General features: G+C 56.5%; 33 protein-coding genes and 1 tRNA gene. 7 read left to right on the forward strand and 27 right to left on the reverse strand.

Features of this window, described 5'->3' with window-relative positions; genetic code table 11:
• Positions 1 to 102: 102 nt before the first annotated feature.
• The 14 genes from IPH19_02945 to IPH19_03010 form a co-directional block, all read right to left on the reverse strand.
• On the reverse strand, positions 103 to 702 hold the full coding sequence (locus tag IPH19_02945) for a hypothetical protein (protein ID QQR60349.1): 600 nt from the start codon (positions 700 to 702) through the stop codon (positions 103 to 105).
• A gap of 131 nt (positions 703 to 833) precedes the next feature.
• Complete coding sequence (locus IPH19_02950; GenBank protein QQR60350.1) at positions 834 to 1,661, reverse strand: hypothetical protein; 828 nt, start codon at positions 1,659 to 1,661, stop codon at positions 834 to 836.
• A 135-nt stretch (positions 1,662 to 1,796) separates the two neighbouring features.
• Positions 1,797 to 2,285 (reverse strand): hypothetical protein, encoded by a 489-nt coding sequence (locus tag IPH19_02955; GenBank protein ID QQR60351.1) that lies wholly within the window; start codon positions 2,283 to 2,285, stop codon positions 1,797 to 1,799.
• Positions 2,286 to 2,422: 137 nt separating this feature from the next.
• Positions 2,423 to 2,818 carry a hypothetical protein gene (locus tag IPH19_02960; GenBank protein QQR60352.1) on the reverse strand — a complete coding sequence of 132 codons (396 nt, stop codon included), beginning with the start codon at positions 2,816 to 2,818 and terminating at the stop codon, positions 2,423 to 2,425.
• Between the two features lie 168 nt (positions 2,819 to 2,986).
• Complete coding sequence (locus IPH19_02965; GenBank protein QQR60353.1) at positions 2,987 to 3,475, reverse strand: hypothetical protein; 489 nt, start codon at positions 3,473 to 3,475, stop codon at positions 2,987 to 2,989.
• 106 nt (positions 3,476 to 3,581) lie between these two features.
• Complete coding sequence (locus tag IPH19_02970; GenBank protein QQR60354.1) at positions 3,582 to 4,031, reverse strand: hypothetical protein; 450 nt, start codon at positions 4,029 to 4,031, stop codon at positions 3,582 to 3,584.
• A gap of 133 nt (positions 4,032 to 4,164) precedes the next feature.
• Positions 4,165 to 4,392 (reverse strand): hypothetical protein, encoded by a 228-nt coding sequence (locus tag IPH19_02975; GenBank protein ID QQR60355.1) that lies wholly within the window; start codon positions 4,390 to 4,392, stop codon positions 4,165 to 4,167.
• A 115-nt stretch (positions 4,393 to 4,507) separates the two neighbouring features.
• Positions 4,508 to 5,341 (reverse strand): hypothetical protein, encoded by an 834-nt coding sequence (locus IPH19_02980; GenBank protein ID QQR60356.1) that lies wholly within the window; start codon positions 5,339 to 5,341, stop codon positions 4,508 to 4,510.
• Between the two features lie 129 nt (positions 5,342 to 5,470).
• On the reverse strand, positions 5,471 to 6,847 hold the full coding sequence (locus tag IPH19_02985; protein ID QQR60357.1) for a hypothetical protein: 1,377 nt from the start codon (positions 6,845 to 6,847) through the stop codon (positions 5,471 to 5,473).
• 125 nt (positions 6,848 to 6,972) lie between these two features.
• Entirely contained in the window at positions 6,973 to 7,410 is a 438-nt protein-coding gene (locus IPH19_02990) for a hypothetical protein (protein QQR60358.1), read from the reverse strand.
• 105 nt (positions 7,411 to 7,515) lie between these two features.
• Positions 7,516 to 7,848, reverse strand: coding sequence for a hypothetical protein (locus IPH19_02995; protein QQR60359.1), 333 nt, complete (start codon positions 7,846 to 7,848; stop codon positions 7,516 to 7,518).
• 112 nt (positions 7,849 to 7,960) lie between these two features.
• Positions 7,961 to 8,206 carry a hypothetical protein gene (locus IPH19_03000; GenBank protein QQR60360.1) on the reverse strand — a complete coding sequence of 82 codons (246 nt, stop codon included), beginning with the start codon at positions 8,204 to 8,206 and terminating at the stop codon, positions 7,961 to 7,963.
• Between the two features lie 115 nt (positions 8,207 to 8,321).
• Positions 8,322 to 8,741, reverse strand: coding sequence for a hypothetical protein (locus IPH19_03005; GenBank protein ID QQR60361.1), 420 nt, complete (start codon positions 8,739 to 8,741; stop codon positions 8,322 to 8,324).
• Positions 8,742 to 8,854: 113 nt separating this feature from the next.
• Positions 8,855 to 9,061, reverse strand: coding sequence for a hypothetical protein (locus tag IPH19_03010; protein ID QQR60362.1), 207 nt, complete (start codon positions 9,059 to 9,061; stop codon positions 8,855 to 8,857).
• Between the two features lie 403 nt (positions 9,062 to 9,464).
• Here IPH19_03010 and IPH19_03015 point away from each other — a divergent pair, with 403 nt between their 5' ends.
• The 3 genes from IPH19_03015 (at position 9,465) to IPH19_03025 (ending at position 12,485) form a co-directional block, all read left to right on the forward strand.
• Positions 9,465 to 10,436, forward strand: a complete 972-nt coding sequence (locus IPH19_03015) for a carbohydrate kinase family protein (protein ID QQR60363.1) — start codon at positions 9,465 to 9,467, stop codon at positions 10,434 to 10,436.
• A 1-nt stretch (position 10,437) separates the two neighbouring features.
• Complete coding sequence (locus IPH19_03020; protein QQR60364.1) at positions 10,438 to 11,379, forward strand: bile acid:sodium symporter; 942 nt, start codon at positions 10,438 to 10,440, stop codon at positions 11,377 to 11,379.
• A gap of 122 nt (positions 11,380 to 11,501) precedes the next feature.
• A complete protein-coding gene (locus tag IPH19_03025) occupies positions 11,502 to 12,485 on the forward strand; it encodes a D-glycerate dehydrogenase (GenBank protein ID QQR60365.1) in 984 nt (327 codons plus the stop codon).
• Between the two features lie 45 nt (positions 12,486 to 12,530).
• Here IPH19_03025 and IPH19_03030 read toward each other — a convergent pair whose 3' ends face one another.
• The 4 genes from IPH19_03030 to IPH19_03045 all read right to left on the reverse strand — a co-directional run bounded on the left by IPH19_03030 (position 12,531) and on the right by IPH19_03045 (position 14,361).
• The gene (locus IPH19_03030) at positions 12,531 to 12,842 is read right to left on the reverse strand and encodes a hypothetical protein (GenBank protein ID QQR60366.1); all 312 of its coding nucleotides are present in this window, start codon (positions 12,840 to 12,842) and stop codon (positions 12,531 to 12,533) included.
• A gap of 128 nt (positions 12,843 to 12,970) precedes the next feature.
• The gene (locus IPH19_03035) at positions 12,971 to 13,399 is read right to left on the reverse strand and encodes a hypothetical protein (GenBank protein ID QQR60367.1); all 429 of its coding nucleotides are present in this window, start codon (positions 13,397 to 13,399) and stop codon (positions 12,971 to 12,973) included.
• Between the two features lie 92 nt (positions 13,400 to 13,491).
• A tRNA-Ala gene (locus IPH19_03040) sits at positions 13,492 to 13,568 on the reverse strand.
• Positions 13,569 to 13,653: 85 nt separating this feature from the next.
• Positions 13,654 to 14,361: a hypothetical protein gene (locus IPH19_03045; GenBank protein ID QQR60368.1), complete on the reverse strand. Its 708-nt coding sequence runs from the start codon at positions 14,359 to 14,361 to the stop codon at positions 13,654 to 13,656.
• A gap of 70 nt (positions 14,362 to 14,431) precedes the next feature.
• Here IPH19_03045 and IPH19_03050 point away from each other — a divergent pair, with 70 nt between their 5' ends.
• Together IPH19_03050 and IPH19_03055 are read left to right on the forward strand one after the other, a co-directional pair.
• A complete protein-coding gene (locus IPH19_03050) occupies positions 14,432 to 14,890 on the forward strand; it encodes a dual specificity protein phosphatase family protein (protein ID QQR60369.1) in 459 nt (152 codons plus the stop codon).
• 30 nt (positions 14,891 to 14,920) lie between these two features.
• Entirely contained in the window at positions 14,921 to 15,406 is a 486-nt protein-coding gene (locus IPH19_03055; protein QQR60370.1) for a DoxX family protein, read from the forward strand.
• Between the two features lie 48 nt (positions 15,407 to 15,454).
• Here the strand turns inward: IPH19_03055 and IPH19_03060 are convergent, their stop codons facing one another.
• Genes IPH19_03060 through IPH19_03070 form a run of 3 tightly spaced genes read right to left on the reverse strand, consistent with a single transcriptional unit; the run spans position 15,455 to position 16,967 of the window.
• Positions 15,455 to 16,414, reverse strand: coding sequence for a peptidoglycan bridge formation glycyltransferase FemA/FemB family protein (locus IPH19_03060; protein QQR60371.1), 960 nt, complete (start codon positions 16,412 to 16,414; stop codon positions 15,455 to 15,457).
• A 2-nt stretch (positions 16,415 to 16,416) separates the two neighbouring features.
• Entirely contained in the window at positions 16,417 to 16,716 is a 300-nt protein-coding gene (locus tag IPH19_03065; protein QQR60372.1) for a hypothetical protein, read from the reverse strand.
• Positions 16,713 to 16,967: a hypothetical protein gene (locus tag IPH19_03070; GenBank protein QQR60373.1), complete on the reverse strand. Its 255-nt coding sequence runs from the start codon at positions 16,965 to 16,967 to the stop codon at positions 16,713 to 16,715. Before IPH19_03070 ends, IPH19_03065 begins: the two co-directional genes overlap by 4 nt.
• A gap of 75 nt (positions 16,968 to 17,042) precedes the next feature.
• Here IPH19_03070 and IPH19_03075 point away from each other — a divergent pair, with 75 nt between their 5' ends.
• On the forward strand, positions 17,043 to 17,600 hold the full coding sequence (locus IPH19_03075) for a thymidine kinase (GenBank protein ID QQR60374.1): 558 nt from the start codon (positions 17,043 to 17,045) through the stop codon (positions 17,598 to 17,600).
• A gap of 52 nt (positions 17,601 to 17,652) precedes the next feature.
• Here IPH19_03075 and IPH19_03080 read toward each other — a convergent pair whose 3' ends face one another.
• Entirely contained in the window at positions 17,653 to 18,339 is a 687-nt protein-coding gene (locus tag IPH19_03080) for an NUDIX hydrolase (protein QQR60375.1), read from the reverse strand.
• Between the two features lie 129 nt (positions 18,340 to 18,468).
• Positions 18,469 to 18,960: a hypothetical protein gene (locus tag IPH19_03085; GenBank protein QQR60376.1), complete on the reverse strand. Its 492-nt coding sequence runs from the start codon at positions 18,958 to 18,960 to the stop codon at positions 18,469 to 18,471.
• Positions 18,961 to 19,046: 86 nt separating this feature from the next.
• Here IPH19_03085 and IPH19_03090 point away from each other — a divergent pair, with 86 nt between their 5' ends.
• Positions 19,047 to 19,793 (forward strand): hypothetical protein, encoded by a 747-nt coding sequence (locus IPH19_03090; protein ID QQR60377.1) that lies wholly within the window; start codon positions 19,047 to 19,049, stop codon positions 19,791 to 19,793.
• A 101-nt stretch (positions 19,794 to 19,894) separates the two neighbouring features.
• Here the strand turns inward: IPH19_03090 and gyrA are convergent, their stop codons facing one another.
• The 4 genes from gyrA to ruvC all read right to left on the reverse strand — a co-directional run bounded on the left by gyrA (position 19,895) and on the right by ruvC (position 24,118).
• Complete coding sequence (gene gyrA / locus IPH19_03095) at positions 19,895 to 22,363, reverse strand: DNA gyrase subunit A (GenBank protein ID QQR60378.1); 2,469 nt, start codon at positions 22,361 to 22,363, stop codon at positions 19,895 to 19,897.
• A gap of 44 nt (positions 22,364 to 22,407) precedes the next feature.
• On the reverse strand, positions 22,408 to 22,791 hold the full coding sequence (locus IPH19_03100) for a hypothetical protein (protein ID QQR60379.1): 384 nt from the start codon (positions 22,789 to 22,791) through the stop codon (positions 22,408 to 22,410).
• Between the two features lie 34 nt (positions 22,792 to 22,825).
• Entirely contained in the window at positions 22,826 to 23,467 is a 642-nt protein-coding gene (locus tag IPH19_03105) for an MBL fold metallo-hydrolase (protein ID QQR60380.1), read from the reverse strand.
• A 171-nt stretch (positions 23,468 to 23,638) separates the two neighbouring features.
• Positions 23,639 to 24,118, reverse strand: coding sequence for a crossover junction endodeoxyribonuclease RuvC (gene ruvC / locus IPH19_03110; protein ID QQR60381.1), 480 nt, complete (start codon positions 24,116 to 24,118; stop codon positions 23,639 to 23,641).
• Positions 24,119 to 24,141 lie beyond the last annotated feature (23 nt).

Raw genomic sequence — 24,141 nt, forward strand, 5'->3', positions numbered from 1 at the left:
AGAAGGCGGAGAGGAGAGCCGATCGACCGCGAGTGAGCGCGGGATCGGCTTCCAGTCTGGTTCTGGATTCCCGCCTTCGCGGGAATGACAGATGAGAAGGTGCTAGAGAATCTCGAAGCGGTTGCTCCAGAGCGTCTCGATGTCGACGCTGTAACGCATGTCGTCGAGGATCTGGTCTGCACCGGTGATGCCGATGCGGAACGAGCTACCCGACGAGAGTGGCGCCGTGCGCACGAGAACGAGCATGTTCACGCGCGAGTCGGTCAGCGGGAGCGTGCGGATGTGCTCGTCGAGCTCCACGCAGACATGCGTGCTGCCCGAGAAGCCACCCATGTGCACTCCGTGCATGAACGTCGTGCGCGAGATCGGCCCGAGAGACGCGATGGCGACATCTGCGATGTCCGCGGGATCACCATCGAGCTCGAGGCAGATCGCGGACAGGTCCTGGCTGTGACCGATCCAGGCTCGCGCGACCTCGTGCCACTCGCCGTCGCCTGCGATGAGATCACCTCCCATGGGCGTGTCGCCCGGAGTGATGTCGACGGTCGGCACAGGGCCGGCGTCGGTGAGGACGGGGCCCGAGTCGCCGATCGTGGGACCGGCGTCAGCCATCGGCATCGCCATGTGGGACGAGTTGCAGCCGAGAGTGACGAAGCAAGCGAACGAGACGAACAGAACCATCAACGTGTTGCGAATGTGCACTTGGCACCTCCATCTTCGGCCTCCGTCCCGTAAAGTCTGCACTATGCAGATCACGGGACAGAAGGCGGAGAGGAGGCCCGATCGACCGCGAGTGAACGCGGGATCAGAGCCAGTTTAACAGAGTAAAAGAACTACTTCTTGGGCGGACCCAGGTGTTCGCGGACGAAGCGCGTGGCGGCCTCGAGCTCCTTGAAGGAGCTGGCTTTCACGAACTGGCGCGAGCCGTGCACGGGGCCGCTCATCGGACGTCCCTCCGCGTCCTTGCGATCGGAGAACGGGAAGTTCTCGAGACCGAGGGACGGGCGGAACGTGCCGATGAAGAAGATGCCGTAGACCTCGTTGTACTGGACGCCCCAGTCGTAGCCGCTGATGTAGGCGCCCTGTAGTCCGCCGTCGCGGATGACGAAGGGGATGCCGTCGACGAGGGTGAAGTTCTTGCGCATCGAGAGCAGCGTGTCGTACGCGGCGGCGATGCGCATGGGCGGATTCTGCGCGAGCGCGCGGAACGCGTGGAGCTGGCGGGCGAACGACTCGTTGTCGATACCGCCCTCCTTGCAGATGGAGCAGGCGGCGAGCCACCAGCAGGTCTCGGACTCGGCATCCATCTTGATGGACGCCTCGCTGCCGAGGCCCAGGTAGAACTCGCTGCGCACTTGCTCGACCGCCGCCTCGGTGTAGGCGGCGTGGAGCGTGGCGGAGAGCGTCTGCTTCTCGGCCGGGATCATGTTGAGCGCGCAGGCGATGCCGGCGTCGAAGCCGGGGGCCGTGTCCAACATGGTGGGCACACGCGAGACGAGCGAGCGCTCGCCGTCGATGTATACGGGCCAGCCGCCGAGTCCCGCGATGCGGGGAACGGACAGGCGGACTTGCTCGCGCAGGAAGTCGAGATCGGTGACCGTGAATTGCTTCATGCCATCGATCATGAGAAGGAACATGTCGGTTGCGACCAATTGATTCATCTAGAACCTCCAGCTTGGAATCCCGATTTCTCGCAGTAGCGCGAGTTTGATCGGGAGTCCGAGAAGAGGGCGGCAGCGTCGAGACGAGTGACGGGGCCGCGCTTATGGGGAAGTGAAGGGGCGGAAGGGAAGGTGCTACACGCGGACGAACAGGAAGCGGCGGTCAGCGTCCCACTCGAGCTCGAACCAGCGGTTGCCGAGGCCACGCTCGTCGCCGCGGCCGCTCAGGACCGGGACGTACCGACGGTTGCCGCCGCTGTCGATGAAGGAGCCGAGATCGACGATCCAGAACTTGCGCTGAAGACCAGGGTTGGCCTTGGAGAAGGCTTCGCGCTCGGCTGGGAAGGCTAAGCGGTAGCCGTTGCCCTTGGCCCACTCGATCGCCTGCTCACTCGTGGAGGCGCGATCGAACTTCTTGAGGAAAACAACCTTGTCACCAACGGAAGGCGTGATCTCACGTAGCGACTTGTGGAGCTCGAGCATGTACTCGCTCTCGTTCCACACATCGCTCACCCAGTCGTAGGCCAACTTGAGGTCGGCGAAGGCTGGGTTCGTGGTCGAGGTGACCGTGATGCGGTAGTGATCCGCGGGAAGATCGGTCTGAACACTCTGAAGACTTGTCATCTCTACCTCCAGCTTGGAGTCACCATCCCGTAAAATTCGCACGATGCGAATCACGGGATGATGAGTCCGAGAAGAGGGCGGCAGCGTCGAGACGAGTGACGGGGCCGCGCTTTCAGAAAGGTAAGGAGGAACAGAAACTACTTGATCTCACGGAAAGCCATGCAACGATGGCCTGCTACACGCCTATCTTCGATCCAGGCGCCACGAAGCTCACGATCCTGACCTTGACGAGAAAAGAATGGATAGTCGAGGCGGCCATCAGACCATCGGAAGAGCCTGCTGTCCTCGAATGGGATCGTCGAAGAGTGACCCTCGGGATCATTCTCCATGATCCAGCAGAGGTAAGCCGGGACGTTCCCATCAACACTAAGCCCCTTGAAGTGCTTACGCGCTTCTTCTGTGGTCGTAACCTGATCGGTACCCCACTCGATGGCTTCGTATGACCTGCCGACTTCGCCGCGCATGAAGTCCCATTCGAAGGTATGGAACCTGTGCAAGCTGATGCGGCGGAATCTACTTTCGAACTTCGCCATGAACTCGGCTGTAGTCAGATCAGGTATGATTATTTTTTGAGAGCTTGTCATCTCAATCCTCCAGCTTGGAGTCACCACACGTTGTGATGAGTCCGAGAAGAGGGCGGCAGCGTCGAGACGAGTGACGGGGCCGCGCTTATGGGGAAGTGAAGGGGCGGGAAGGAAGTGCTACTCGCGGACGAACAGGAAGCGGACGTCGGCATGCCACTCGTTGCCGAACAAGTAGCGGCCGAGGTCGCGCCCGCCATCGGAGCCGCACAGAACCGGGACATACCGGCCGCCGTCGTCGACGAGGAAGGAGCCGAGGTCCACGATCCAGAACTTCCGCTGGATGTCGGGGTTGGCCTTGGAGAAGGCCTCGCGCTCGCAGGGGAAGGCCGGGCGATAGCCGTGGCTCTTGCCCCACTCGATCGCTTCCTCACTCGAGGTGTGACGGTCGAACTTCTTGATGAAGACGACCTTGTCACCAGTGGTGGGCTCGAGCTCGCGCAGAGACTCGTGGAGCTCGAGCTTGTAGTCGCCCTCGCACCACACCCGACTCACGCCGTCGCCGTAGTTGGCAATGAGACCGGCGTAGGCAGGGATCGCGGTCGAGGTGACCGTGATGCGGTAGTGATCCGCGGGAAGCGCGTTCTGTACACTCTGAAGACTTGTCATCTCTATTTTTAGCTTGGAGTCACCACACTGCGTGATGAGTCCGAGAAGAGGGCGGCAGCGTCGAGACGAGTGACGGGGCCGCGCTTAGGATGAAGAAGGGAAGGTGCTACTTGCGGACGGCTAGGAAGATGTAGCCACGAACCCACCGGAACGGATATTCGATCCAGTACATGCCGAGGTAGCGACCGGCGTCGCCCCCGTTCGCGCACGGCGAGCCGAGACCGCCGCCTTGCCAGCAGACAGAGCCGAGAGCGACGATCGGGAACTTGCGCTGCTCGTCGGGGTACTGCTTGGTAAAGCCGAGCAGCTCCTCATAGAGAGCGGGGCGGAACCCGAGGCGGTCGAGCTCGGCGAGGATCGCGTCCGTGTGCATCTCCTTGTCGAGATGCACGAACTCGAACTCGATCTCTCGACTCTCGGTCGAAACGTCCTTGCAGATGTCGATCGCCTTGAAAACCGCGCCGTTGAGGGGGACGTCCACCCAGTCGTACGCCTTTTTGAGGTCAGTGTACGAGGGCTGACGGTACTCGACGTGGGCATTGAAGGAACTGGTCATCATTTACCTCCACCTTGGACCTCCGACCTCTCGCGATCTTGCGAGGTTGGTCAGAAGTCCGAGAAGAGATGCTTCCGGCCGCTAGTTTCATCTAGGCGGTAGAAGCGAGAAGAGAAAGGGCGGTTGGTGCGCATCATGAGATCGCTACCGATACGACGATGACCACGATCGCGAGGATGGTGGCGATGGTCATGGTGAGCGCGTAGAACGGGGTGCGCGTGAGCTCGCCGGGGCGGAAGTTGTGGAAGCCAAAGGCGATGCCGAGCGCGATGATGCCGGCTTGGCCCGAGCGGAACAGAATCTCACCGACGACGAGCGCGATGAGAAAGAGCAAGACGACGAGCGTGATCGCGATGATCATGAATGTCTCCATCATCGGCCACCGAACTCGACACTGCGTCGGGTTGCGGGGGCCAGTGAGGAGAGCCGACCGTTGAGTGAACAACGGTGCGGCTCGATCCAGCGATTGGAAGGTGCTAGCTGCCGCAGTAGTGGTCGATCTCGTATTGGATCGTGGCTTCGCGGTAGAGGCGGTCGCCGTCGAACAGTTCAGCGTTGATGATCGTCTCGCCGACGCAGAACGTGACGAAGAACCCATCCATCATCATGATGTCGCGTCCGCGCAGCCACGGCTCGGCGAGATAGTACGTGACGGTCGGGTCGGCGATCCTTCGGAGGACATTGCCGTGGTCGACGACGTAGCTCGCGGGATCCGTGATGATCGCGACGGTTACGACACCGGGACGCATCGGCACATTGCCGTTGATTCGGATGGAGGCGAGCAGCTCATCTGGAATCTGCGTCACCTGTCCGCAGGCGTAGTCGTCACGACCGAACCGCACGTCGCGGGATGGATCGAGATACCAGCTCGTGAGGAACTGGGTTGTCGGGAAGACGTATCGGTTACCATCGTTGGCGATGTAGTAGATCTGGCTTCCAGATCCCTTCACCAGCATTCCCGGCTCGACATGGTCTGCCGTCGGGAAGACGCCCTCGATCGCACAGCAGCCGCGGAATCCTCCGCGATGCTCGACGTCGGGCGTCCAAGGATCGCAGAACGCATATCGACCGAGCGGTGCGACATGCGCATCAGGCGCGGCGAAGGCGTCTGGCTCGACATGGGCGTCGGTGCCCGCATCGGATCCTGCATCCGGCGTCGGCATGGGGGCCGCGTCGGCAAGGACCGTGGCGGCGTCGCTCAGCGGCAGACCTGCATCGGACGCGGGTGCCGGGCAGGCGTAGTTGATGCTGGTACAGCCGTTCATCGCCATGAAGGAGATGAGGGCGAGTGCGATCTTGCTGATGTTCATGCGAACCTCCATCTTGGAGCCACCACACATTGTGATGGGTCCGAGAGGAGAGCCGACCGTTGAGTGAACAACGGTGCGGCTCGATCCAGAGTATGTCGCGCGATGCGTGTCGCGTGACGCGTGAAAGAACTAGCGCGACAGCGTCTGCGTCTGAGTGAGGTCCTCGATGTAGAGGCCGTCGGTCCAGTCGCGGGAGCCGCCGCAGCAGCCGTAGAAGTCGGAGTGCGGGACCTCCGAGAGATCGGACCAGATGAATCCGGCAGCGATCGGAGGAACCGTGCCGGCCGAACCCCACGGGCTCACGTCGAGCGCCGAGTGGATCGGATCGTCGAGCAGGTAGCCCGTCGAGCCGTTCAACGTGCGGTGGAACGTGAGAGAGATTGTGTCACCCGCGTGCACATCGCTCGGCACAGCCTGCAGGGTGTAGGAGCTGCCACTCCCAGTCACCGTCTCACCGTCGTCGTGGAAGACGATGATGAGGCGGTGTGAGACGCCGCTCGAGAACGAGATGGCGCCGGCCTCGAGGTTGTTGGCGTACTCGTCGACGATGTCGTAGTCCGCGGTGTTCATCAGGGTCGAGCCCCGACGGAGACCGAAGCCCGAGAACGTCAGGTCGCCGCTCGAGATCGCGGTGAACGCGATCGAGTGGAACGAGACCGAACCCGCTGAGTCGGCAGAGACCTGGAACCGGTAGAGGTCCTGGCTCGAGCCGTCGGCGAGCGTCGTCGTTGAGAGCGACTGACGCGTGACCGTTGGCTTGGTGCGTCGGACCACGAACTCGTTCCCGTACATGGGATCGAAGTGCGTACTCTCGACGGTGCTTCCGATGCGATACTCGATGCCGTAGGCACCGAGGCGGAAACGGTCGCCAGAGTTGCACACGCCGACCGTTGCTCCGCTCACGGATGCCGACGACTGGACGTTTGCAACCCGCACCCAGATCTGGAAGTAGCCGTAACCGTCTGTGCCGACACTGATCGGTGAGCCGGTGATGTCGATGCGCGTGTACGAGGAGCCAGCACCGGACGGGAACGTTCCCGATCCGCGAATGACTCCTTCGGAAGCGATCGACACCTGGGTCAGGTCGCCGTAGTCGCCATCGAGCATGACGTTGACGCCTTCGAGCGAAGCGATGGAACCATCACTCGCGCGGAAGCGGTAGCTCGCGACGTTTTGCCAGACATCGGGTCCGGCGACGAGGATCGTCGACTGCCGCATGGTGTGCGGCTCGATGATGATCGCGGGGCCGATCGCTGCGTCGGCCTCGACGATGACGGCGCTGTCGCTGCCCGCGTCGGGCGTGGGCAGCGGTGCCGCGTCGCTTGCGACGTACATGCCCGCATCCCCCATCGGGATACCGGCGTCGCCCATCAGCATCGGCCTTGCGCCGGAATCGAGCTCAGCTCGACTGCTGTCGCTTCCGCCGAAGATGATGTTGATGGTGGTGCAGCCGTTCATCGCCATGAGGGCGACGAGGGCGAGCGCGATCTGCTTGATGCTGTTCAAGGAGCCTCCGAATTTGTTGTGAGTTGTTGCTGTTCTTTCATCGTTGATCCACGACCGAGTCGCGGATCCAAGAGAAAGCCCATGAGAAGATTTTGTTTCGGTCCATGGGTAGACCGTCGGATGCATCACTGCATCCTGTCGTGGAATGGGAGCGGGAGCTTGCGCTCGACGGGGCGGATGACGCTGGCGAGCGATTCCCGCTGGCGCTCGAGCTTGTCGTCGAACGAATCGCACTCCTTCCACGCGGCGCGGGCCTTGTAGATGAAGCGGATGCCGATCGACGTGAACATCACCCCAAAGGTGAAGACCACGCCGACAGGAAGGAAGTCGGGCACGCGCGGCGCGATCACGTAGACCGCGTTGACGCAGAGGGCGAGTCCGATCGAGCTCACGACGACCGCGAGCAGCAAGTACGCGATCACCGCGTCGAGCTGGCGTCCGCGGAGCACCACGAGCTTTTCGTTGCGCTTCTGCGGCTCGGGCTCGGGGACGTGGCGGACCACGCGACGGTTGCGGTAGACGGCGAGGTCGATGGGGCGACGAGCGAGCGGGCTGTTGTTCAAATGATTGCCTCCGGCTTAGGTCCGCGACGAGAGTGTCGTGGAGCCAAGGGGAGGTTCGTGCCGCTGGTTTCACCCAGACGGTCGAACGGGAGAGGGAAGGTGCAGCTATCGTCTCTTCTTGTAGATCTCACAGAGGCTGCGGGTGCTGTAGTACAGGATCTGGCAGCTCACCGCCGCGATGTGTACGGCCACATACGCTACCGCGAGATAGAGAGGTATCTCCGGATTGATTCCGTCGACCTTGAAGCCCAGGAAGAAGAACCAAAGGCCGCATGCACCCATCCCCGCTCGCAACAGATGTGCGACGTGAGCCGTTTCCGTCGCGTTCCGATCGTACTTCTGCTCGTGGCGGAAGTACTTGCGAAGACCATCGATGTTCATGAACAGTCCGAGGATCGCGCAGACGGTGAGCAGTGCGTAGAAGATCACCTGGTTCATTCTGTGCCTCCGGCTTAGGTCCACCACAATGTGTGATGGAGCCAAGAAGAGGGCGGCCTGCGTCAAGACGAGTGACGGGGACCGCGGCTTCAGAGGTTAAGAAGGGAAGGAGCTAGCGATAGCGTGAAGTGCTCGGTGGAGAATAGTCGATGCTGATGAAGTTCTTGGCGCCGGTGTTGAACCAGCGCAAGTTCTTGCTCTGATAGTCCTCCGGGACCCCGCAGTTTTCTCGGGTGACACGGAGACAGATCATGCTCTCGTTGACCTCCATGAGCTCACCGCGAATATGCGAGGCTCTAACTTCTTCGTTTCGCAACTGGGCGACAGTCACGATCTTTCCGATCAAATCTTTGAGCATCGTATGCCTCCAGCTTTGGCCTCCGACCTCTCGCGATGTTGCGAGGTTGGTCAGAAGTCCAAGAAGAGTCCCCTGAGAAGTTTTTGTTTGGTGCAGGGGCACACCGTGAAAGGAGCTAGAGGATCACGCGAAGCGGGAGGTTGGCCTCCTTCACGCGCTCGGCGACTCCCGGGTAGGAGTACTGGCCTCCGTCGGAGAAGCTCTCGAGCTGTAGCCCGAGCGGCTTCAGGTCGTGAGCGACGAGCATCGTGTTCAGACGCTCGAAGGACTGCTCGCCGTCGTCGGCGTCTCGCCAGAGCGCGCGGCCATCGGCCTCGGCCTTGGTCAGCGCGTCGACGATCTTGCCGTGGACCGCTTGGCCTTCGGCGTCGTTCTTGTAGAACCACTTCACCTCGTTGTACTTGCCCGAGGGATCGAAGGCGTGCTGGCGCCGACAGCCGAAGTAGAACAGGCCGGTCGCGAGATCGCTCTCGGTGACGATGCCATCGCGGAGCGCACGCAGAAGCGCAGTGAACGAAACGAAGAGTGCGGTCATGAGAACCTCCACCTTTGACCTCCGACCTCTCGCGATGTTGCGAGGTTGGTCAGAAGTCCAAGAAGAGTCCCCTGAGAAGTTTTTTGTTTGGTGCAGGGGCACACCGTTGAAGATCAGTTGTAGAGGACGAGCACGCCGGGCTCGACGGTGATGGTGACGCCGTCTTCCACGTAGCTCGAGGCCTCGCCGATCAGGTAGACCTCGGGGGCGCGGACGGTCTTGTCCGTGTCGGCGAGGGCGGTGCTGGTGCAGCCGGAGATGTTGGCGGTGATGGGGGCGAAGGCGATGAGGGCGAGGATGAGGCGGATGGTCTGGTTCACAGGGAGCTCCTTGGTTTTCAGCCACGACCGAAATGGTCATGGACAGACTAAAACCAGCCCGTGGTCGCGGACTGGCTTGAGTCTTTTATTGTGAAATGGCGACCAACCCATTCCTTTACTGACCATATAATATAGCACAATAAGTCCTTTTTGTCAAGCAAAGTGAACATTATTATTGGCTAAGGTTAGCGGATATTACTAACGATTGTTAGCGGTTTTTTACAGAATATTCTGTTAAAGAACTGACATCGCTAATATTAGCCAATGGCTAGGGTTAGCCATAATCACGCAACATGGTCATAGTCATCAAGCTTTAGATTCGTGTCTGAAGTGCGCTGCCTTTTTCATGTTGCGTGACTATGTTGCGTGATCATGAATTGCAAACGTGATAACATAGCCACAAATGCCACATTTCGATGTGATAACCATCGGCTCGGCGACGCAGGATGTTTTTGTTAAAAGCGCTGGCTGGAAGGAACGACCTGATGGGTCGGCTCCGGATGGGATTGATGCCTGTATTCCCCTTGGCTCCAAGCTCGGGATTGATGAGCTGGTTTTTGCGACTGGGGGCGGGGCGACAAATGCGGCTGTTACCTTTTCCCGCTTTGGGTTGAAGACCGCTTGCTTCTCACGCGTCGGGGTTGATGAAGTCGGAGACAGTATCGTGAGGCAGCTGAAGGCCGAGCGTATCGATACAACAGGAATCCAGCGCGACAAAGAACGGACAACGGCATATTCAATTATTCTTGTTTCTGGCGAGGGGTATCGCGGTATTTTGACGCATCGTGGAGCAGCAAGTCATTTGGATGTAAAACAATTTCCTTGGAATCGATCCGGGAAAATCGTGAATCGTCCGTACAAAGCCAAATGGATTTATCTGACATCGATCGGCGGAGATGTGAAGTCGCTCAAATCGATTTTTGATCATGCAAAAAAGATGGGCGCGCGCGTTGCGTGGAATCCGGGGAATGCGGAATTGGAACTTGGTCGTAAAAAATTATTACCGTTCTTGAAAGCGACGGATGTTTTACTCGTGAATCGCGAGGAGGCGGCGATGCTTGCGCATGTGGCGCCAAGATTTTTGGATGATGCGATGAAAAAACTCGGAGAACTTCCGCGGCAAGCGCTCGTTATTACCGACGGAAAGAACGGCGCGTATGTCCGCGCGCATGGTGCAACTTTGTACTCACCAGCACTGCGCGGCAAGCGATTGAATACAACCGGAGCCGGAGATGCGTTTGGAAGCGGCTTGGTTGGCGCTTTGGCCAAGGGATATTACCTGGATGATGCGCTGCGTGCCGGACTCTTGAATGCGATCGGGGTGGTGACGCATATGGGGGCAAAAGCCGGTATCTTAAAGAAATTTCCGCTGTAGCATGTTGAACATCAAGAATCTGAAACGCCTTTTGACGGAGAACCAGATCCTCGTGATCTTGATCGGCATCATTCTTGGGTTGGTCTTTCCGTCCCAGCTGACCGTGTTGAACACGTACTCGACACAGCTCCTCATTCTCGTTTTTTTCTTTTCCAGTCTTAGACTCTCTCTTGGTGAAGTTGTTTCCTACGCAAGAGACTGGCGCATGCTCGTCATCACAACGCTGTACATGCTTGTGATCATGCCGTTTGCGCTCTTCATTCCAACATCGTTTCTTTCACAAGAGTGGTCTGTCGCGCTTTTAATTCTTGGCGCGATGCCGACGGGAATGACGATTGCGCTGATGGCGGAATTTTTTGGAGGTAAAACATCGCTCGCGCTCGTGATCACAACAGTGACTTCCCTTCTCGCTCCATTCACGATTCCGCTCGTTACAAAAATCGCGATTGGTCAGAGCGTTGAGATCGATACGCTTGGCATGTTCTGGTCATTGTCGCTCACGATTGTTGCGCCTTTTGTTTTGGCGATGCTTGTGAAGAGAGCGGTACCAAAACAGGTTGAGAAGCTGGATGGCTTGTGGCGCAATCTTTCTGTTGCGGCATTTGGTGTTTTGATTACGGGTATTGTCGCGAGCACGCAAGGTGGCGGAGGGATTACGTTTACGATGCGCGATGCTTGGATGATGGTTATTTCCATGGTTTTGCTTGGAGCGATGACTTGGGGTGGTTATTACATCGTTCAATGGCGTTCTTCTGCGGATCGGATGACGATTGCCCTGTGCATGCTGTACATGAATAACACGCTGGCGCTGTTCGTTGGCGAACGGTTTTTTAGAGATTTGGGTGTGGTTCCGAAGCAGGTTTTGCTGCTTTTGGTGGTGAATGCGTTGTTGCCGGTGCTAAAGTTAGCGACGATAAGGGTGTTGGGAACTAAGCGGGCCTGATCGTTCTCCCCTGACAAGGGGAGAAGACAGCCAGAAGGCTGGCGGAGGGGTCCGGACCCCCTGACCCACGCGTAGCGTGAGTCTGTCCCCCTTAGCAGGGTGACACGTGCTAAAATACCGCTATGCCTCGCATCTTTGTCACCCGTCCTTTTGCCGATGAGGGTATTTTGATGCTTAAGGCCAAGAAATATCAGGTCGATGTCTACGAACATGACGAGATAATCCCCCGCCAAGAACTCCTGAAGCGCGTGGTTGGCTGTGATGCCCTACTCTCACTTTTGACGGACAAGGTCGATGCGGAGGTGATGGATGCGGCGGGAGGATCGCTCAAGGTGATAGCTAATTACGCGGTTGGTTTTGATAATATCGATCTTGCGGCGGCGAGAGAACGTAATATCGTGGTGACAAATACGCCTTCAGATGAAGTGAATCGATCTGTGGCTGAGCATGCTTTTTCATTAATTCTTGCGCTCGCGCATCGCGTTCCGGAATCTGATGTTTATGCGAAGGCGGGAAAATATAAGGGTTGGTCGCCAAATAACTTGATTGGAACCGATGTAGAAGGAAAAACGATTGGCGTGGTTGGACTTGGGCGTATCGGCATGTCGCTTGCTAGAAAGGCCGTGCACGGATTTGGAATGAAATGCGTGTATGCCGATATGCGCCGCAATCCGGAATTTGAAAAAGAGTTTGATGCGAAGCAATTGCCGCTCGAGAAATTACTTCAGGTTTCTGATTTTGTGTCTTTGCACGTTCCCCTGCTGCCATCGACCAAACATTTGATTTCAACGGAAGAATTTTCTTTGATGAAGAAGACGGCGTTTCTCGTGAATACAGCGCGCGGACCTGTGGTCGATGAGAAAGCGTTGCTGCGAGCTTTGCGAACCAAGCGTATCGCCGGAGCCGCGCTTGATGTGTTTGAATGCGAACCTGCGATTGATTGTGATTTGACCGACAAACTCGAACTGAAACAGTTTGCGAATGTCGTCCTTACGCCGCATACGGCAAGCGCAACGATTGAAGCGCGACAATCGATGAGCCGAGGGGCGGCGGAAAATCTGATTGCCGTTCTTTCTGGAAAGACACCGCTTAATCCTGCCAAATAAAACAAATAGAGAAGCGCCCCGATCCAGAGATGGACGGGGCGCTTTTCAGAAGGGCATGTCGGGGTCGGAAGGATCGGGCTTGGGGACCTCGAGGACGCCGAATGTGTAGACCGGAATCCTGAGCTTGATGTTGGGATTCCGGACGGACTGGAGAAGGAGCGGGGCGGAACGCTTGAAGCGCTCGAGATAGCTGGGAGCACCGCTCACCAGGAAGGTGATGGTCGATTCCATGACCGACATCTGCCTCACAAAGAAGGGGCGCTCGCACTCCTCAAAGCCAAAGCGCAGTCGCTTGAGCAGGGAGAAGCCGCTGACGTGCTGGTTGTAGAGCGAGGCCGTCACGTTAATCGTGATCATGAAGCGGTTCAGGCGCACCCAGTGGGTTACCCGCACTTCACGCACGACGTACTCGCCGAGCCTCTCGGGAGAGAAGGCCGGGAAATTCCAGACCTTCCTCCCAAACAGACTCCTCCGAGAGCGAGGTCTCACGGAGAAGCCGCCTCCTGCAGCGGGGCCGGGGGCGGACGTACCGACTCGGGTCGGAGCGAAGCAGAGATGTCGCTCGGCCCCCTGAACGGGAACGTGCGCAGCGATCGCCCGAACGAGATCTCGCAGTTGTCGATCCAGTCCTCGGGCAACGCGTCACGCTTGAGCCGCATACCGAGGCGCGAGACGCAGACGTCCGGCCGCTTGGGCAGGATGTGCGTGTCGAGGCGCTCCGGTTCGAGGATCCGCTTCTCCTCGCCCTTGATGGCGACGATGAGCAGGCCCTCGGCCGGGAGCTGGATGTTGCCGAGGGGCTTGGCGAGCCAGAAACTGATACACATGTAGTCGAGCTTGGGATCACGGAGCGCGATCTGGTAGTAGCCCGCCAGATGCTCGAGAACTTCCTGCTGACGATTACGTGATGACAAAGGACACCTCCGCGCCGGAGTGAAACATAATATTGGCGGATTGTAAAGGGATTGGACGTAAACAAAAATCCCCCGATTGGGGGATTTCTGTATGGTGGACCGTGTCGGATTCGAACCGACGACCCCTGCCTTGCAAAGGCAGTGCTCTAGCCAACTGAGCTAACGGCCCAAAGACTTCAGCGGGCTGAATCTTGCCAAAAAACACCATTTAACGCAAGCGGTCCGACATTAGGTCGGACCGCTTTTTCATTTTCTTACTCGTGGCGATAGGTGGCAACGATTTGTTCCAAATGAGCACGGTAGAGCGCTTCATCGAAAAGGATACAGGTTGTACCTGAGGAAATGACTGTTTTTCCATGACACGACTCGTCATCAAACAAGTCACCGTTCGCTAAACGCTTGCTAAAGGTAATCAGGATGAACTTGTCGCCACGCGGTGCGGTGAATGAATCCGTAAAGTAGCGCTGACCTGCACCGGCATCAACTTCACGCACGACGCAGAACGATGTGTCTCCAATGACAAATGGTCCGGATGTTGAGCGCAAGTTTGCCTCCGGCTTTTTACACCCGTCTTCCAAACGCGCATCACCCTGAGAGAGAATGGTTACATTCCATTCCGGAGCATAGCGGCCCTTGGTCGGATACTGGAATGAAAACTTATTAGCCACGTTGTTATAGATCTTCCAGGTGCCATCGATAACCGGGAGCTCTTTTTCATCGACAGCGCGGTCTGGGTCTGTTCCGGTTGTTGGAGTGGTCGGTGTGGCGGGAGTCGACGTTGCCGCATCAGCTGGCTTGGTGCCCGTGTCTGTCGGCTTGGTATCGGTTGGCTGCGTGGCTACTGGTGGTGCCTTGGTGTCCGGAGCATTTGTGGTTGGAGCCGGCTCCGAGCCCATGCAGCCGGCGCCCAAAAGGGCCAAAATCGAACCCGCGGCAACGAATTTGGTGAGGTTGGTATTCATAGATATATGGTTCGTATCATGAGAACGGCCGCGAGGCAAAAACCTGACAACTCGTGGTACGATATCCCGTATGAACCATGACTTTTTGCCTCATAAGCAGATGGAGTTCTCTCAGATCGAGGCGCAGATTTTTATCGGGACAAATACTTGCTGTACACATCATTTTAAAAGCGAATTGCTCGACAAAGGGATTACTTGCGATATTTCTCTTGAAGGAGAAATGATCGACCAGCCGATAGGCGTCGACTGCTATCTGTGGCTACCGACACCGGATCATCAGCCGCCAACCATGCACTCCATTCGTATCGGATGCGAAGCCTTGGAAGAGATGTTGCGGGAAGGACGAAGCGTTTATATTCACTGCAAGAATGGTCATGGACGCGCACCATCCTTTTATGTGGCTTTTTTAATCATGAAACGAGGGCGTACTTTTGAAGATGCTTGGAATATCGTTAAAACTTCTCGGCCCGAGGCCCATTTGGATGCGAGCCAAGAGGCTCTGCTGAGATCCTTGACGAGAGGGGCGTAATCGTAGGCTTTTTGGTATCCTGTAGATGCTATGAAAACACTTTTGTGCAAGACGGATTGCGTCGGAAATGAGATGCGTATCGACAAGGCATTGCTCATTATCCGTATCGTGGCTGGTATCATTTTCTTGGTACACGGCTGGGGTAAATTGACCGGTAATCCGAGTATTGAAATGTTCTCGGGTATGGTCGGAAATCTCGGCTTTCCAATGCCGATGTTCTTTGCTTGGGTTGTTGCTTTGACCGAGTTCTTGGGCGGTATTGCCCTCATCCTCGGCATCTTTGTGCGACCGGCTGCTATCCTTCTTTCCATTGTCATGTTGGTTGCGTTCGGCATGGTTAAGAAGTTCGGCTTCCCTGCTGGCGAGCTTGATTTTGCTTTGCTCGGTATCTCCGTTGCTTTGGCAATGACAGGTCCGGGACATTGGTCTGTCTCGCACAAAATGGTAGGCAAGGACTGCTGCCAGGGTGAAGACGAGGAGTGCTGCGGCGGACATGGCCACGATCACAAGCACTAGTCCATCTTTAGTCCGTATCCTTAAGAAAACCCTCCGTTTGGAGGGTTTTCAAATTCTGCGGATGGATTTTGCAAGGTTGTAGAGCGAGGGCTTGAGCGGAAAATCGTAAGTGCCCGGGAGCTCAATCACCGCTCCTCCCCAACCAGCTTTAAAGCGCGAGATGCCATCCCAGGCTTTTTTGAAATCCGGATGATTTTTGTCGACAGGATTGATGCCCCAAAAATCGTAGTAGTGAAATCCTTGGCGTTTGGCCCAGAGCATCGACTCCCAGTGCACGAGATATGGCGCCATCAACTGACGATTGGAAGATGAGGACGCTCCGTAAAGATATGTTGCCGTATCGCCAAAGGTCAGCATGAAGTTGGCGGCGAGGGCTTGGCCGTCTTTTTCTGCAAGGAGAATCGTCGCCGTGCCGCTTTGCTTCAAAAGATCGAATTGCTTGCGGATGTAGGAATCGCTTTGCGCAAAGAAGCGGTCGCGCTTGGCGGTATCGCGCTGGAGGGAAAGAAATTCATCGACCGTATCTGCTTCACGCAGCATGACTTCATGTTTTTGGGAGACGCGGATGTTGTAGCGCGTTTTGTGATGCATCTGCGCAAGGATTTCTTCGTCCGTTACCGAGAGATCAAGCAGGCGTGTGACGCTTGGATCATGCGAGGGACGTCGCAGCAGGCTTGGCGGAAGCGAGTAGCTCGTGGCATGTATCGATGTGACGGGCTCGAAGCGGATGAACCAGGCAGAACCTGGGAGAAGGGCTGCGATCTGGGTTACAAAATTGCCGGAAGATTCTCCGACTGGACCGCGTTGAGCGAGCCAATAGGAACCGATGGTCTTTTTGATGAGTGCGAGCTGACAGTATGCATCGCCGTTGCTCACGCGAATGACTTGGCGGCCGAGAGACTCCTGAAAGGTTTTCCATGCGGAAGACTGCGCGAACTGCGCATACGGAAAAGCGGAGACGCGCTCGTCCCATTCCTGATCGCTCCCCTGCCAAAGCTTCCAATCCATACTTATGCTTTGGATAAATATTTTAATGCTTCACGAATCTTCTCGGAAGGCTCGGTGGCTTTAACCATCTTTAACACATCGCGCGACTGTTGTGTTGAGTAACCGAGACCGACGAGCGCATCGACGACATCCGTATCCGGACCGGACGCTGTATCCGCATCGACGAGCTGGCCTTTCAACTCCAGAATGATTTTTTGGGCCGTCTTTTTTCCGACACCCGGGACGGAAGTCATCATCGCGAGGTCGCCGGACATGATGGCTTTTTTTACCTGGTCGGCGGTTCCGACGGACATGATCGTCATGGCCGATTTTGGACCAACGCCGGAAATGGTGAGGAGGCGTTCAAAGAGTTCGAGATCGGCGAGGGACAGGAAACCGAATAAATCATGGGCGTCTTCACGAATATGGTCATGGGTGTACAGGAAGGCGTGTTCGAGCCTAAAGCTGATAGGACGGCCGGGCTCGCCTTAATACGGTAGCCGATACCGGCAACCTCGAGCAGGAGCCATGTTGGGCCTTTTTCCAGTATTTGGCCGCGCAACGAACCGATCATAGATTGACATGAGCATAACTGATCGGGGGCGGACGTGCTAGGCTGGGCAAGGCCCTTTAACAGAGGTAAACGTGAATGGCTGGTAGTTTGACGATGTTCGCCGGATGCATGGCTTCCGGCAAATCGGCGCTCCTGCTCAACCGGGTGGCATTCCTGCGTACCATGAACCTCTCGGCCGTCGTCAGCTTGCCTGTCGGCAGGTACGGGAACGAGATGCGCGCATTCTCACGCGCCGGCCCATCGGAGTACGCACTACGTTTCAAAGAAGCCAATGACCTCCGGCGCTGGACTCACAGCGACAAGGTGCTAGCGATCGATGAAATCCAGGATCAGGAACTCTGGGTGAGCGATGTGCTCGAGGAGCTCAAGCGTAGCGGATGCAAGATTATCGTGGCTGGACGGGACACCAATTTCCGCGGTGAACCGTACCCGATCATGGAGGCCTTGCGCACGATCGCTGACGAGTACACGCAGCTCACGGCCGTGTGTACGGTCTGCCAGCTCCAGGCAGAACGTTCGCAACGCCTCGTCCTCGGCGAGCCGGCGCACTGGGACTCTCCGATTCTCGAGCAAGGTCCGCCACGCGAGACCTACGAGCCGCGCTGCCTCGCACATCACGTCGTACCACGCTGAACAAATGAACCCCGCTCTCCAAACTGGAGTGCGGGGTTCTGTGTTTTTTATCTTAGAGGATCTCGATTTCTTGAACCGTGTCTGATTTGAAGGCGTAGAGCTTGGCGGGACGATGGCGCGCGCCGCTTTTCATGCGCGGTAGTTCATTCAAGAGTCCGAGCTTGAGCAGTTTTTTACGGAAATTGCGTTTGTCGATTTCTTTTCCGGTAATAATCTCAAAGGCTTGCTCCAATTCTGTGAGCGTAATTTCTTTGGGAAGAAGTTTGCTGATCAATGTTGTGTAGGTAACGCGCGATGCGAGACGTTTGCGTGCAAGCTGCATTATTTCTTTATGATCGTAGGCGAGTTTTGGCAGGCGATGAGCCTCGATCCACTTGGCGCTCTCAGAATCTTCTTGCTCTTGCGCGCTCAGCTGGGCCCATGGAACAAAACCAAGGTGTGCGACCGCGACGACACGCCCGCGCGGATCGCGATCAACGGCATCAAAGGTAAAAAGCTGCTCTAAGTGCACGTGATTAGAACGAATGCCGGTTTTTGTTTGGAGAAGGCGCTTGGCGGCCTGTAATGCGGTTTCGTCCGGATGAACTAATCCACCAGGCAAGCCGGGAATATGAACAAAATGCGGCGGACGATCCACATCGATCACCCTGACCAGGAGCTCGCCGTCCTTCAAACTAAAAAGAGCGACATCTGTCGCGAGAATCGCAAACTTGATGTGATCGTTTTTTCCCTTATCCATAGTGTTACTGTAATTAGTACAATAACTTAGATCCCCCGTCAACAAGTAAAAGCCCCGCCCTCCAGACCGGAGTGCGGGGTTCTTGCTGCCTCCTGACCAAGCTTCCCCTCCTCATCATCCCGAGAAGGGCTAGTGAAGGAGGCGCCGTTGGAGGGCTTTCTCGACGGCGACGCTAATGCCGGCGGAGAGCGAGTGGACGTACGGGATGTCGTAGCAAAGAGCGTCGTTGTACATTCCGCGCATGCCGGGAGCCTTAAGAGGATAAGCCAGCACGAGCCGTTCCGGATCGCGGGCGGTCCAATAGCCCCAATCGGTATTGGTGCGGAAGCCAGGCATGGCATCGATCTTACGATCGACCCAAAAGAGAATGACCGTGGAGCGCATCATCGCGTTGCGGCGCCAGTTGAGATGCGCGTCGTCGTCCGGACTCCACTTGTCCGCGGCCTCTGGTTCAGGGTAGTAGACGACGGGGTCTTGGCGATAGCGCCGGATCATCTGAAGCGCCCGCGGACGCCATGACTTGGTGTACGACTTGCGCGGGGTAGGCCCCGCAAGAAAGATCGAGGGAATTTTTGGATCCGGAAATTCTTGGAGAGCGTAGACGACGCGGACCTGGTCCATGAGCTACCTCCGGCCGAGACCTTAGCAAGGATTGACAAAATAAAAAATACCATCATACTTACCCAGCTCTTTCCAAGGGAAACACCATGCATCCCTATATCGGCGTCACTGGATTCATGCACCGCTCAGAAGTAAAAAAGACACTCGCCGCATTGAATGCCATCGAGCAAACCAACGGAGGCGTCAAACGAAAACTGATGATTGGTGTCCTCGCCTGCGCCCCTGGAATCTCACGCAAGCCCAATCACTGGCTTCAGCGCCACCCCAATGAGCACGATATCTCCGATCTCTTTTTTCCGGATCGACGCGTACTGAATATCCTCCACTATCACGCGGATGATGCCGATTCACTCGCGGAGCGACTCAAGTATCTGACCAATGCCGTCGGGCCTCATCTCGATGGAATCCAGCTCAACATGACATGGCCTCCACCGAGCCGAGTCTACGCATACGGAAAACCGATTACGCTCGAACTTGGGAAGCATGCGCTCGGAGCCTGCAACCATCATCCTCAGGAAATCTGCTCACGCTTGCAGGCGTACAAGAATGACATTGCGCGCGTGCTCGTCGATATGAGCGCCGGCCATGGCATTCCCCTGTCTGTCCCCTACATGATGCGACTTCTCGTCCCCATTGCCGAACGCTTCCCGAATCTCGGGATCGGCGTGGCAGGCGGTTTGTCGCTCGAGCTCCTGGACCAGATTGAGCCGCTCATCAAGGCCATTCCCCACCTCAGCATCGATGCTGAAGGTGCGCTGCGGGATGCAGCCGACCATCTCGATCTTGAACGTGTACAGCGCTATCTGGAACGAGCTTATACCCTCTTTTGCTGATATCAGCCCCTCCTTATCTCCAAGGAGGGGTTTTCCATTCTCGCTACGAAACGCCATACCAAAACCGCCCTGGCCTTCTTAGCCTAGGGCGGGATTGTGAATTATACGATGGTGACGCTTGAGACTTTGTCGCCGTCTTCTTTGAAGCGCATCAGGCGGACACCTTGGGTGTCGCGTCCGAGGGACGGAACACTCTTGAAAGGCGTGCGGACCACGATGCCTTTTTTGGAGATCATGACGAGGTCCTGCTCATCGTCCTTGCCGGAGATGAAGGCGCCAATCACTCCGCCTGTTTTGTCCGTGACTTTCATTGTACGGATACCGGAGCCGCCGCGGCCTTGCTGCTTGTATTCCGAAAGCGAGGTGCGCTTACCGAGACCGTTTTCCGTGAGGACGAAGAGTTCGAGTAGGCCTTTATCAGCGAGCTTTGGATTGATGACGTCCATGCCCACGACTTCATCGTTCTTTTTCTTGAGGAGAATACCGCGGACACCGGCAGCTGAACGGCCCATGGCGCGGACGTCCTCTTCTGAGAAACGGATGGACTGGCCTTCACGCGTGACAAGCGAGATGTCGTCGCCGCCATTGGAAGGTTTAACCCAGATGAGCTCGTCGCCGTCATGGAGCGAGATCGCGATCAAGCCGGAGCGGCGGACATTGGCGAATTCATCGAGAGATGATTTTTTGATTGTGCCTTGGCTCGTAACCATCACAAGGAATTTTGCGCCTTCCATATTTTCCATCGGAAGCGTGATGGAGATTTTCTCGCCTGGAGCGAGCTGGAGGAAGTTCACGATGGCTTGGCCCTTGCTGGTACGGCTGCCGACCGGAAGTTCATAGGCTTTGAGACGGAACACGCGGCCACGGTTGGTGAAGAACATGATTTCCGTGTGCGTGTTGGTGGTGAACATGCTCATCACTTGGTCTTCATCCTTGGTTTCCAAGCCGATGACGCCCTTTCCGCCGCGGCCTTGGCTCTTGAAGGTGTCTGGCGGTAAACGCTTGATGTAACCGTCGGCGGTCAGCATCACGAGCGTTTCTTCCGAAGGAACCAAATCCTCCATCGCGAGCTCCCCGACCGGACCGGAGATGATCTTGGTGCGGCGTTCATCGCCAAACTTCTCTTTCAAGTCGGAAACTTCTCCCTTGATGATGGCGAGAATCTTTTTGGCGGAGGCGAGAATGCTCTCGAGCTCCTCGATGAGCTTCTTTTTCTCTTCCCACTCCTGCTCGACCTTCAAACGATCGAGGTTAGTGAGCTGCTGCAAGCGCATGTCGAGAATGGCTTGAGCCTGGATTTCCGACAATTTGAACTTGGTCATCAAACCGATGCGGGCCTCGTCCTTGTCTTTGGACTTTTTGATGAGCGCAATGATTTCATCAATCTTCAAAAGAGCGATGCGCAAGCCTTCCAAGATGTGCATGCGCTCCTTGGCGCGGTCCAACTCGTATTGTGTACGGCGACGGACAACTTCTTTGCGATGCTTGAGGTATTCCTCGAGCAAATCCTTGAGCGTGAGGATGCGCGGCTGGATGCCGTCGATCAAACAGAGCGAGTTTACGTGGAAGGTTTCCTGAAGCTGGGTCATCTTGAAGAGCTGGTTCAAGACTTTCTTTGGGTAGGCGTCCTTTTTGAGCTCGACGACCATGCGGATGCCGTCTTTGTTGGATTCGTCGCGCAAGTCGCGGATGCCCTCGATTTTTTTCTCGGTGACGAGCTCGGCGATCTTTTCCAAAAGCTGGGCCTTGTTTACCTGGTACGGCAATTCATCGACGATGATGCGGAAAGCGCCGGCTTTCTCCTCAACAATTTCCGTTTTGGCGCGGATAACGATACCGCCTTTTCCGGTGGCATACGCCTGCTTAATGTCGTTCTTGTTGTAGATGATTCCGCCGGTTGGGAAATCCGGGCCCGGAATGATTTTTACGAGGTCGTCGATTTCAATGTCAGGATTTTCGATCAATGCGGCGATACCGTCACAAACCTCGGTGAGGTTGTGAGGCGGCATATTGGTCGCCATACCGACGGCGATACCGAGGGTACCGTTCAAGAGCAGGTTCGGAAGCTTGGCCGGAAGAACTTTTGGTTCATCGTGGGAGCCGTCATAGTTGGGGCGGAAGTCGACGGTTTCACGATCGATATCAAAAATGAGTTCTTCCGCGATTCCGGAGAGCTTGGCTTCTGTATAACGCATGGCGGCAGCGCCGTCACCGTCGACAGAACCGAAGTTTCCTTGGCCGCGGACCAACGGATAGCGCATGGCAAATTCTTGAGCCATGCGAACCATGGAATCGTAAACAGCCGTGTCGCCGTGCGGGTGATATTTACCAAGCACTTCACCGACCACGGTGGCGGATTTGCGGAACTTGGCGTTGGCACGCAGGCCGAGCGTCCACATCGCGTACAAAATACGGCGGTGAACCGGCTTCAAACCGTCGCGGACATCCGGGAGAGCGCGGTCGACGATAACGCTCATGGCGTAATCGAGGAACGCGACCTGCATCTCATCGACGAAGGGGGCGGAAACGGTGTTTACGGGATTCGGGAGAATCTTTTCCTGTTCAGACATAATAGGCAGTGGTTGGTGGTCAGTGGTCAGTGGTCAGTGAGCGCCTACTTGGTGCTTGAAGCGGTTGCGGCTTGGAATTGTTTTCTGGCCTGCTCGAGTTTGATGTTGGTTTGGTCGATTTCCTGTTTGATCTTTTCTGCGTTTCTCGTGAATTCTTCCATTGCTTGATCCGGTTCTCGTGCCGGCTGCCAAAGTCCGCGGTCGAGCGTCATGACCCAGCCGGTGGCGACGATCAGACACGAGGCGGCCACGGCGATGTAGTAGCCCAGACCGTATCCGCGCGGACGCTTATGACGCGTCGCCGCATGCGCACGGATCAACTCGTGCTTTTCCTCATGCGAAAGGATTCGCTCATGGTCACGCATCATATATCCCGCATCATGTGCGGACTGACGCTTGGGAGGAGAACGGTGAGAATGAGCTTTCATATTTTTTATTATGATGCGTGACTTTGTTGTGTGATCATGCCCTCTCCAACACCGTGACCACGAGGTCTTCTGCCGGCAGATCCTTTTTGCTGATCTTGAGCTTGTTGCCGTCCTCACGCTTGCAGACCAGTTCTTTGCAAAAGGCATCGGCGGTTCCGAGTTTTTCTTTTACGCCTTCCGTGTGATACGCGAGCGGAACAACCATGCGTGGCTCAACCGCCTTGATGATGTCGACGGCCTGCTTAGCCGAGAGCAGATCTCCGCCCCCGACTGGCAGTAAAAGAATATCGATACTGCCGAGCGCGGAGACTTCATCGTCTGTGAGAACGCGGTTCAATCCTCCGAGAAAACCGATGGACATACCCTCCACTTGAAAACGGTACATCAGATTGAATGGATATTTGTCTTCCGGCGTACGTAACGGAATCGCGTAAGCAAAGATTCCGTTAACCTCATACTCGCCAGGGGTGCGAATAATGAAAGGCTCACCTGTGAAAGCGTCGGTTGGGAAGCGCTTGTCGTCCTCATGGGTAAGCGCGACGACGTCTGGTGCGAGCGTGCGCGGAAAGCGCAAACCGGATTCATTGCTGTAAGGATCGGTCACTAAACTCGCTTGTTGGTCGCCGTGGGTGGCCTCGATGCGGATACAGGAGAAACCGTGCCAGAAAATTTGCATAATAGAGCGGAAATTTGGAAGTCCTTGGACAGGCTTATTCTAGCCTTTTTCGGCACAACCTACAAGAGAAATCAAGCCCTGTGTCACCCCCGCGAAGGCGGGGGTCCAGCTGATCGAATTAACGAGGTTATTTAGTCCTGGATTCCCGCCTTCGCGGGAATGACAAAGTGTTTAGCGAACGGAATTTGAGAGGGTGCAGCCGACGATGGCGATCGCGAGGGCGTCGGCGGCGTCATCGGGCTTGGGAATGGCGTCTAGTTTAAGGAGGCGTTTTACCATCTCCTGGACCTGACGTTTGTCTGCTGATCCGTGACCAGCTGTCCCCTGCTTTACCTGGTTGGGCGTTGGTTCTACGAGCTTGATTCCGGCATCGGCGATCACGAGCAGTACGACGCCGCGCGCCATTCCGACATTAATGGCGGTTTTGGCGTTGGTTTGGAAAAAGAGCTTTTCTACGGCTACGCAATCGGGCTTGTATTGCTCGATGAGGCCTGCGACATTATCGCGCACTTGGCGCAGGCGGGTCATGAAAGAATCGTCTTTGGAGGTTTGGAGAACGCCGTGCGCGATATGCACGAGTTTGCCGCCATTATCATCGACGACGCCAAAACCGTTTCTGTCGAAGCCGGGGTCGATGCCGAGAACTCTCATAGGAAGCATTGTAGCTGTTTTGT

The sequence above is a fragment of the Candidatus Uhrbacteria bacterium genome (genome assembly GCA_016699205.1).
Taxonomy (GTDB): Bacteria; Patescibacteriota; Patescibacteriia; order 2-12-FULL-60-25; family 2-12-FULL-60-25; genus CAIXDN01.

What these genes read in the sequence shown, in the direction of transcription:
- IPH19_02950 (QQR60350.1), bottom strand. Translation starts at nt 1,661, where the DNA reads ATGAATCAATTGGTCGCAACCGACATGTTCCTTCTCATGATCGATGGC.
- IPH19_02955 (QQR60351.1), bottom strand. Translation starts at nt 2,285, where the DNA reads ATGACAAGTCTTCAGAGTGTTCAGACCGATCTTCCCGCGGATCACTAC.
- IPH19_02960 (QQR60352.1), bottom strand. Translation starts at nt 2,818, where the DNA reads ATGGCGAAGTTCGAAAGTAGATTCCGCCGCATCAGCTTGCACAGGTTC.
- IPH19_02965 (QQR60353.1), bottom strand. Translation starts at nt 3,475, where the DNA reads ATGACAAGTCTTCAGAGTGTACAGAACGCGCTTCCCGCGGATCACTAC.
- IPH19_02970 (QQR60354.1), bottom strand. Translation starts at nt 4,031, where the DNA reads ATGACCAGTTCCTTCAATGCCCACGTCGAGTACCGTCAGCCCTCGTAC.
- IPH19_02975 (QQR60355.1), bottom strand. Translation starts at nt 4,392, where the DNA reads ATGATCATCGCGATCACGCTCGTCGTCTTGCTCTTTCTCATCGCGCTC.
- IPH19_02980 (QQR60356.1), bottom strand. Translation starts at nt 5,341, where the DNA reads ATGAACATCAGCAAGATCGCACTCGCCCTCATCTCCTTCATGGCGATG.
- IPH19_02995 (QQR60359.1), bottom strand. Translation starts at nt 7,848, where the DNA reads ATGAACCAGGTGATCTTCTACGCACTGCTCACCGTCTGCGCGATCCTC.
- IPH19_03000 (QQR60360.1), bottom strand. Translation starts at nt 8,206, where the DNA reads ATGCTCAAAGATTTGATCGGAAAGATCGTGACTGTCGCCCAGTTGCGA.
- IPH19_03005 (QQR60361.1), bottom strand. Translation starts at nt 8,741, where the DNA reads ATGACCGCACTCTTCGTTTCGTTCACTGCGCTTCTGCGTGCGCTCCGC.
- IPH19_03015 (QQR60363.1), top strand. Translation starts at nt 9,465, where the DNA reads ATGCCACATTTCGATGTGATAACCATCGGCTCGGCGACGCAGGATGTT.
- IPH19_03020 (QQR60364.1), top strand. Translation starts at nt 10,438, where the DNA reads ATGTTGAACATCAAGAATCTGAAACGCCTTTTGACGGAGAACCAGATC.
- IPH19_03025 (QQR60365.1), top strand. Translation starts at nt 11,502, where the DNA reads ATGCCTCGCATCTTTGTCACCCGTCCTTTTGCCGATGAGGGTATTTTG.
- IPH19_03030 (QQR60366.1), bottom strand. Translation starts at nt 12,842, where the DNA reads ATGATCACGATTAACGTGACGGCCTCGCTCTACAACCAGCACGTCAGC.
- IPH19_03045 (QQR60368.1), bottom strand. Translation starts at nt 14,361, where the DNA reads ATGAATACCAACCTCACCAAATTCGTTGCCGCGGGTTCGATTTTGGCC.
- IPH19_03050 (QQR60369.1), top strand. Translation starts at nt 14,432, where the DNA reads ATGAACCATGACTTTTTGCCTCATAAGCAGATGGAGTTCTCTCAGATC.
- IPH19_03055 (QQR60370.1), top strand. Translation starts at nt 14,921, where the DNA reads ATGAAAACACTTTTGTGCAAGACGGATTGCGTCGGAAATGAGATGCGT.
- IPH19_03060 (QQR60371.1), bottom strand. Translation starts at nt 16,414, where the DNA reads ATGGATTGGAAGCTTTGGCAGGGGAGCGATCAGGAATGGGACGAGCGC.
- IPH19_03065 (QQR60372.1), bottom strand. Translation starts at nt 16,716, where the DNA reads ATGACGATCATGTCCGTCGGAACCGCCGACCAGGTAAAAAAAGCCATC.
- IPH19_03070 (QQR60373.1), bottom strand. Translation starts at nt 16,967, where the DNA reads ATGATCGGTTCGTTGCGCGGCCAAATACTGGAAAAAGGCCCAACATGG.
- IPH19_03075 (QQR60374.1), top strand. Translation starts at nt 17,043, where the DNA reads ATGGCTGGTAGTTTGACGATGTTCGCCGGATGCATGGCTTCCGGCAAA.
- IPH19_03080 (QQR60375.1), bottom strand. Translation starts at nt 18,339, where the DNA reads ATGGATAAGGGAAAAAACGATCACATCAAGTTTGCGATTCTCGCGACA.
- IPH19_03085 (QQR60376.1), bottom strand. Translation starts at nt 18,960, where the DNA reads ATGGACCAGGTCCGCGTCGTCTACGCTCTCCAAGAATTTCCGGATCCA.
- IPH19_03090 (QQR60377.1), top strand. Translation starts at nt 19,047, where the DNA reads ATGCATCCCTATATCGGCGTCACTGGATTCATGCACCGCTCAGAAGTA.
- gyrA (QQR60378.1), bottom strand. Translation starts at nt 22,363, where the DNA reads ATGTCTGAACAGGAAAAGATTCTCCCGAATCCCGTAAACACCGTTTCC.
- IPH19_03100 (QQR60379.1), bottom strand. Translation starts at nt 22,791, where the DNA reads ATGAAAGCTCATTCTCACCGTTCTCCTCCCAAGCGTCAGTCCGCACAT.
- IPH19_03105 (QQR60380.1), bottom strand. Translation starts at nt 23,467, where the DNA reads ATGCAAATTTTCTGGCACGGTTTCTCCTGTATCCGCATCGAGGCCACC.
- ruvC (QQR60381.1), bottom strand. Translation starts at nt 24,118, where the DNA reads ATGAGAGTTCTCGGCATCGACCCCGGCTTCGACAGAAACGGTTTTGGC.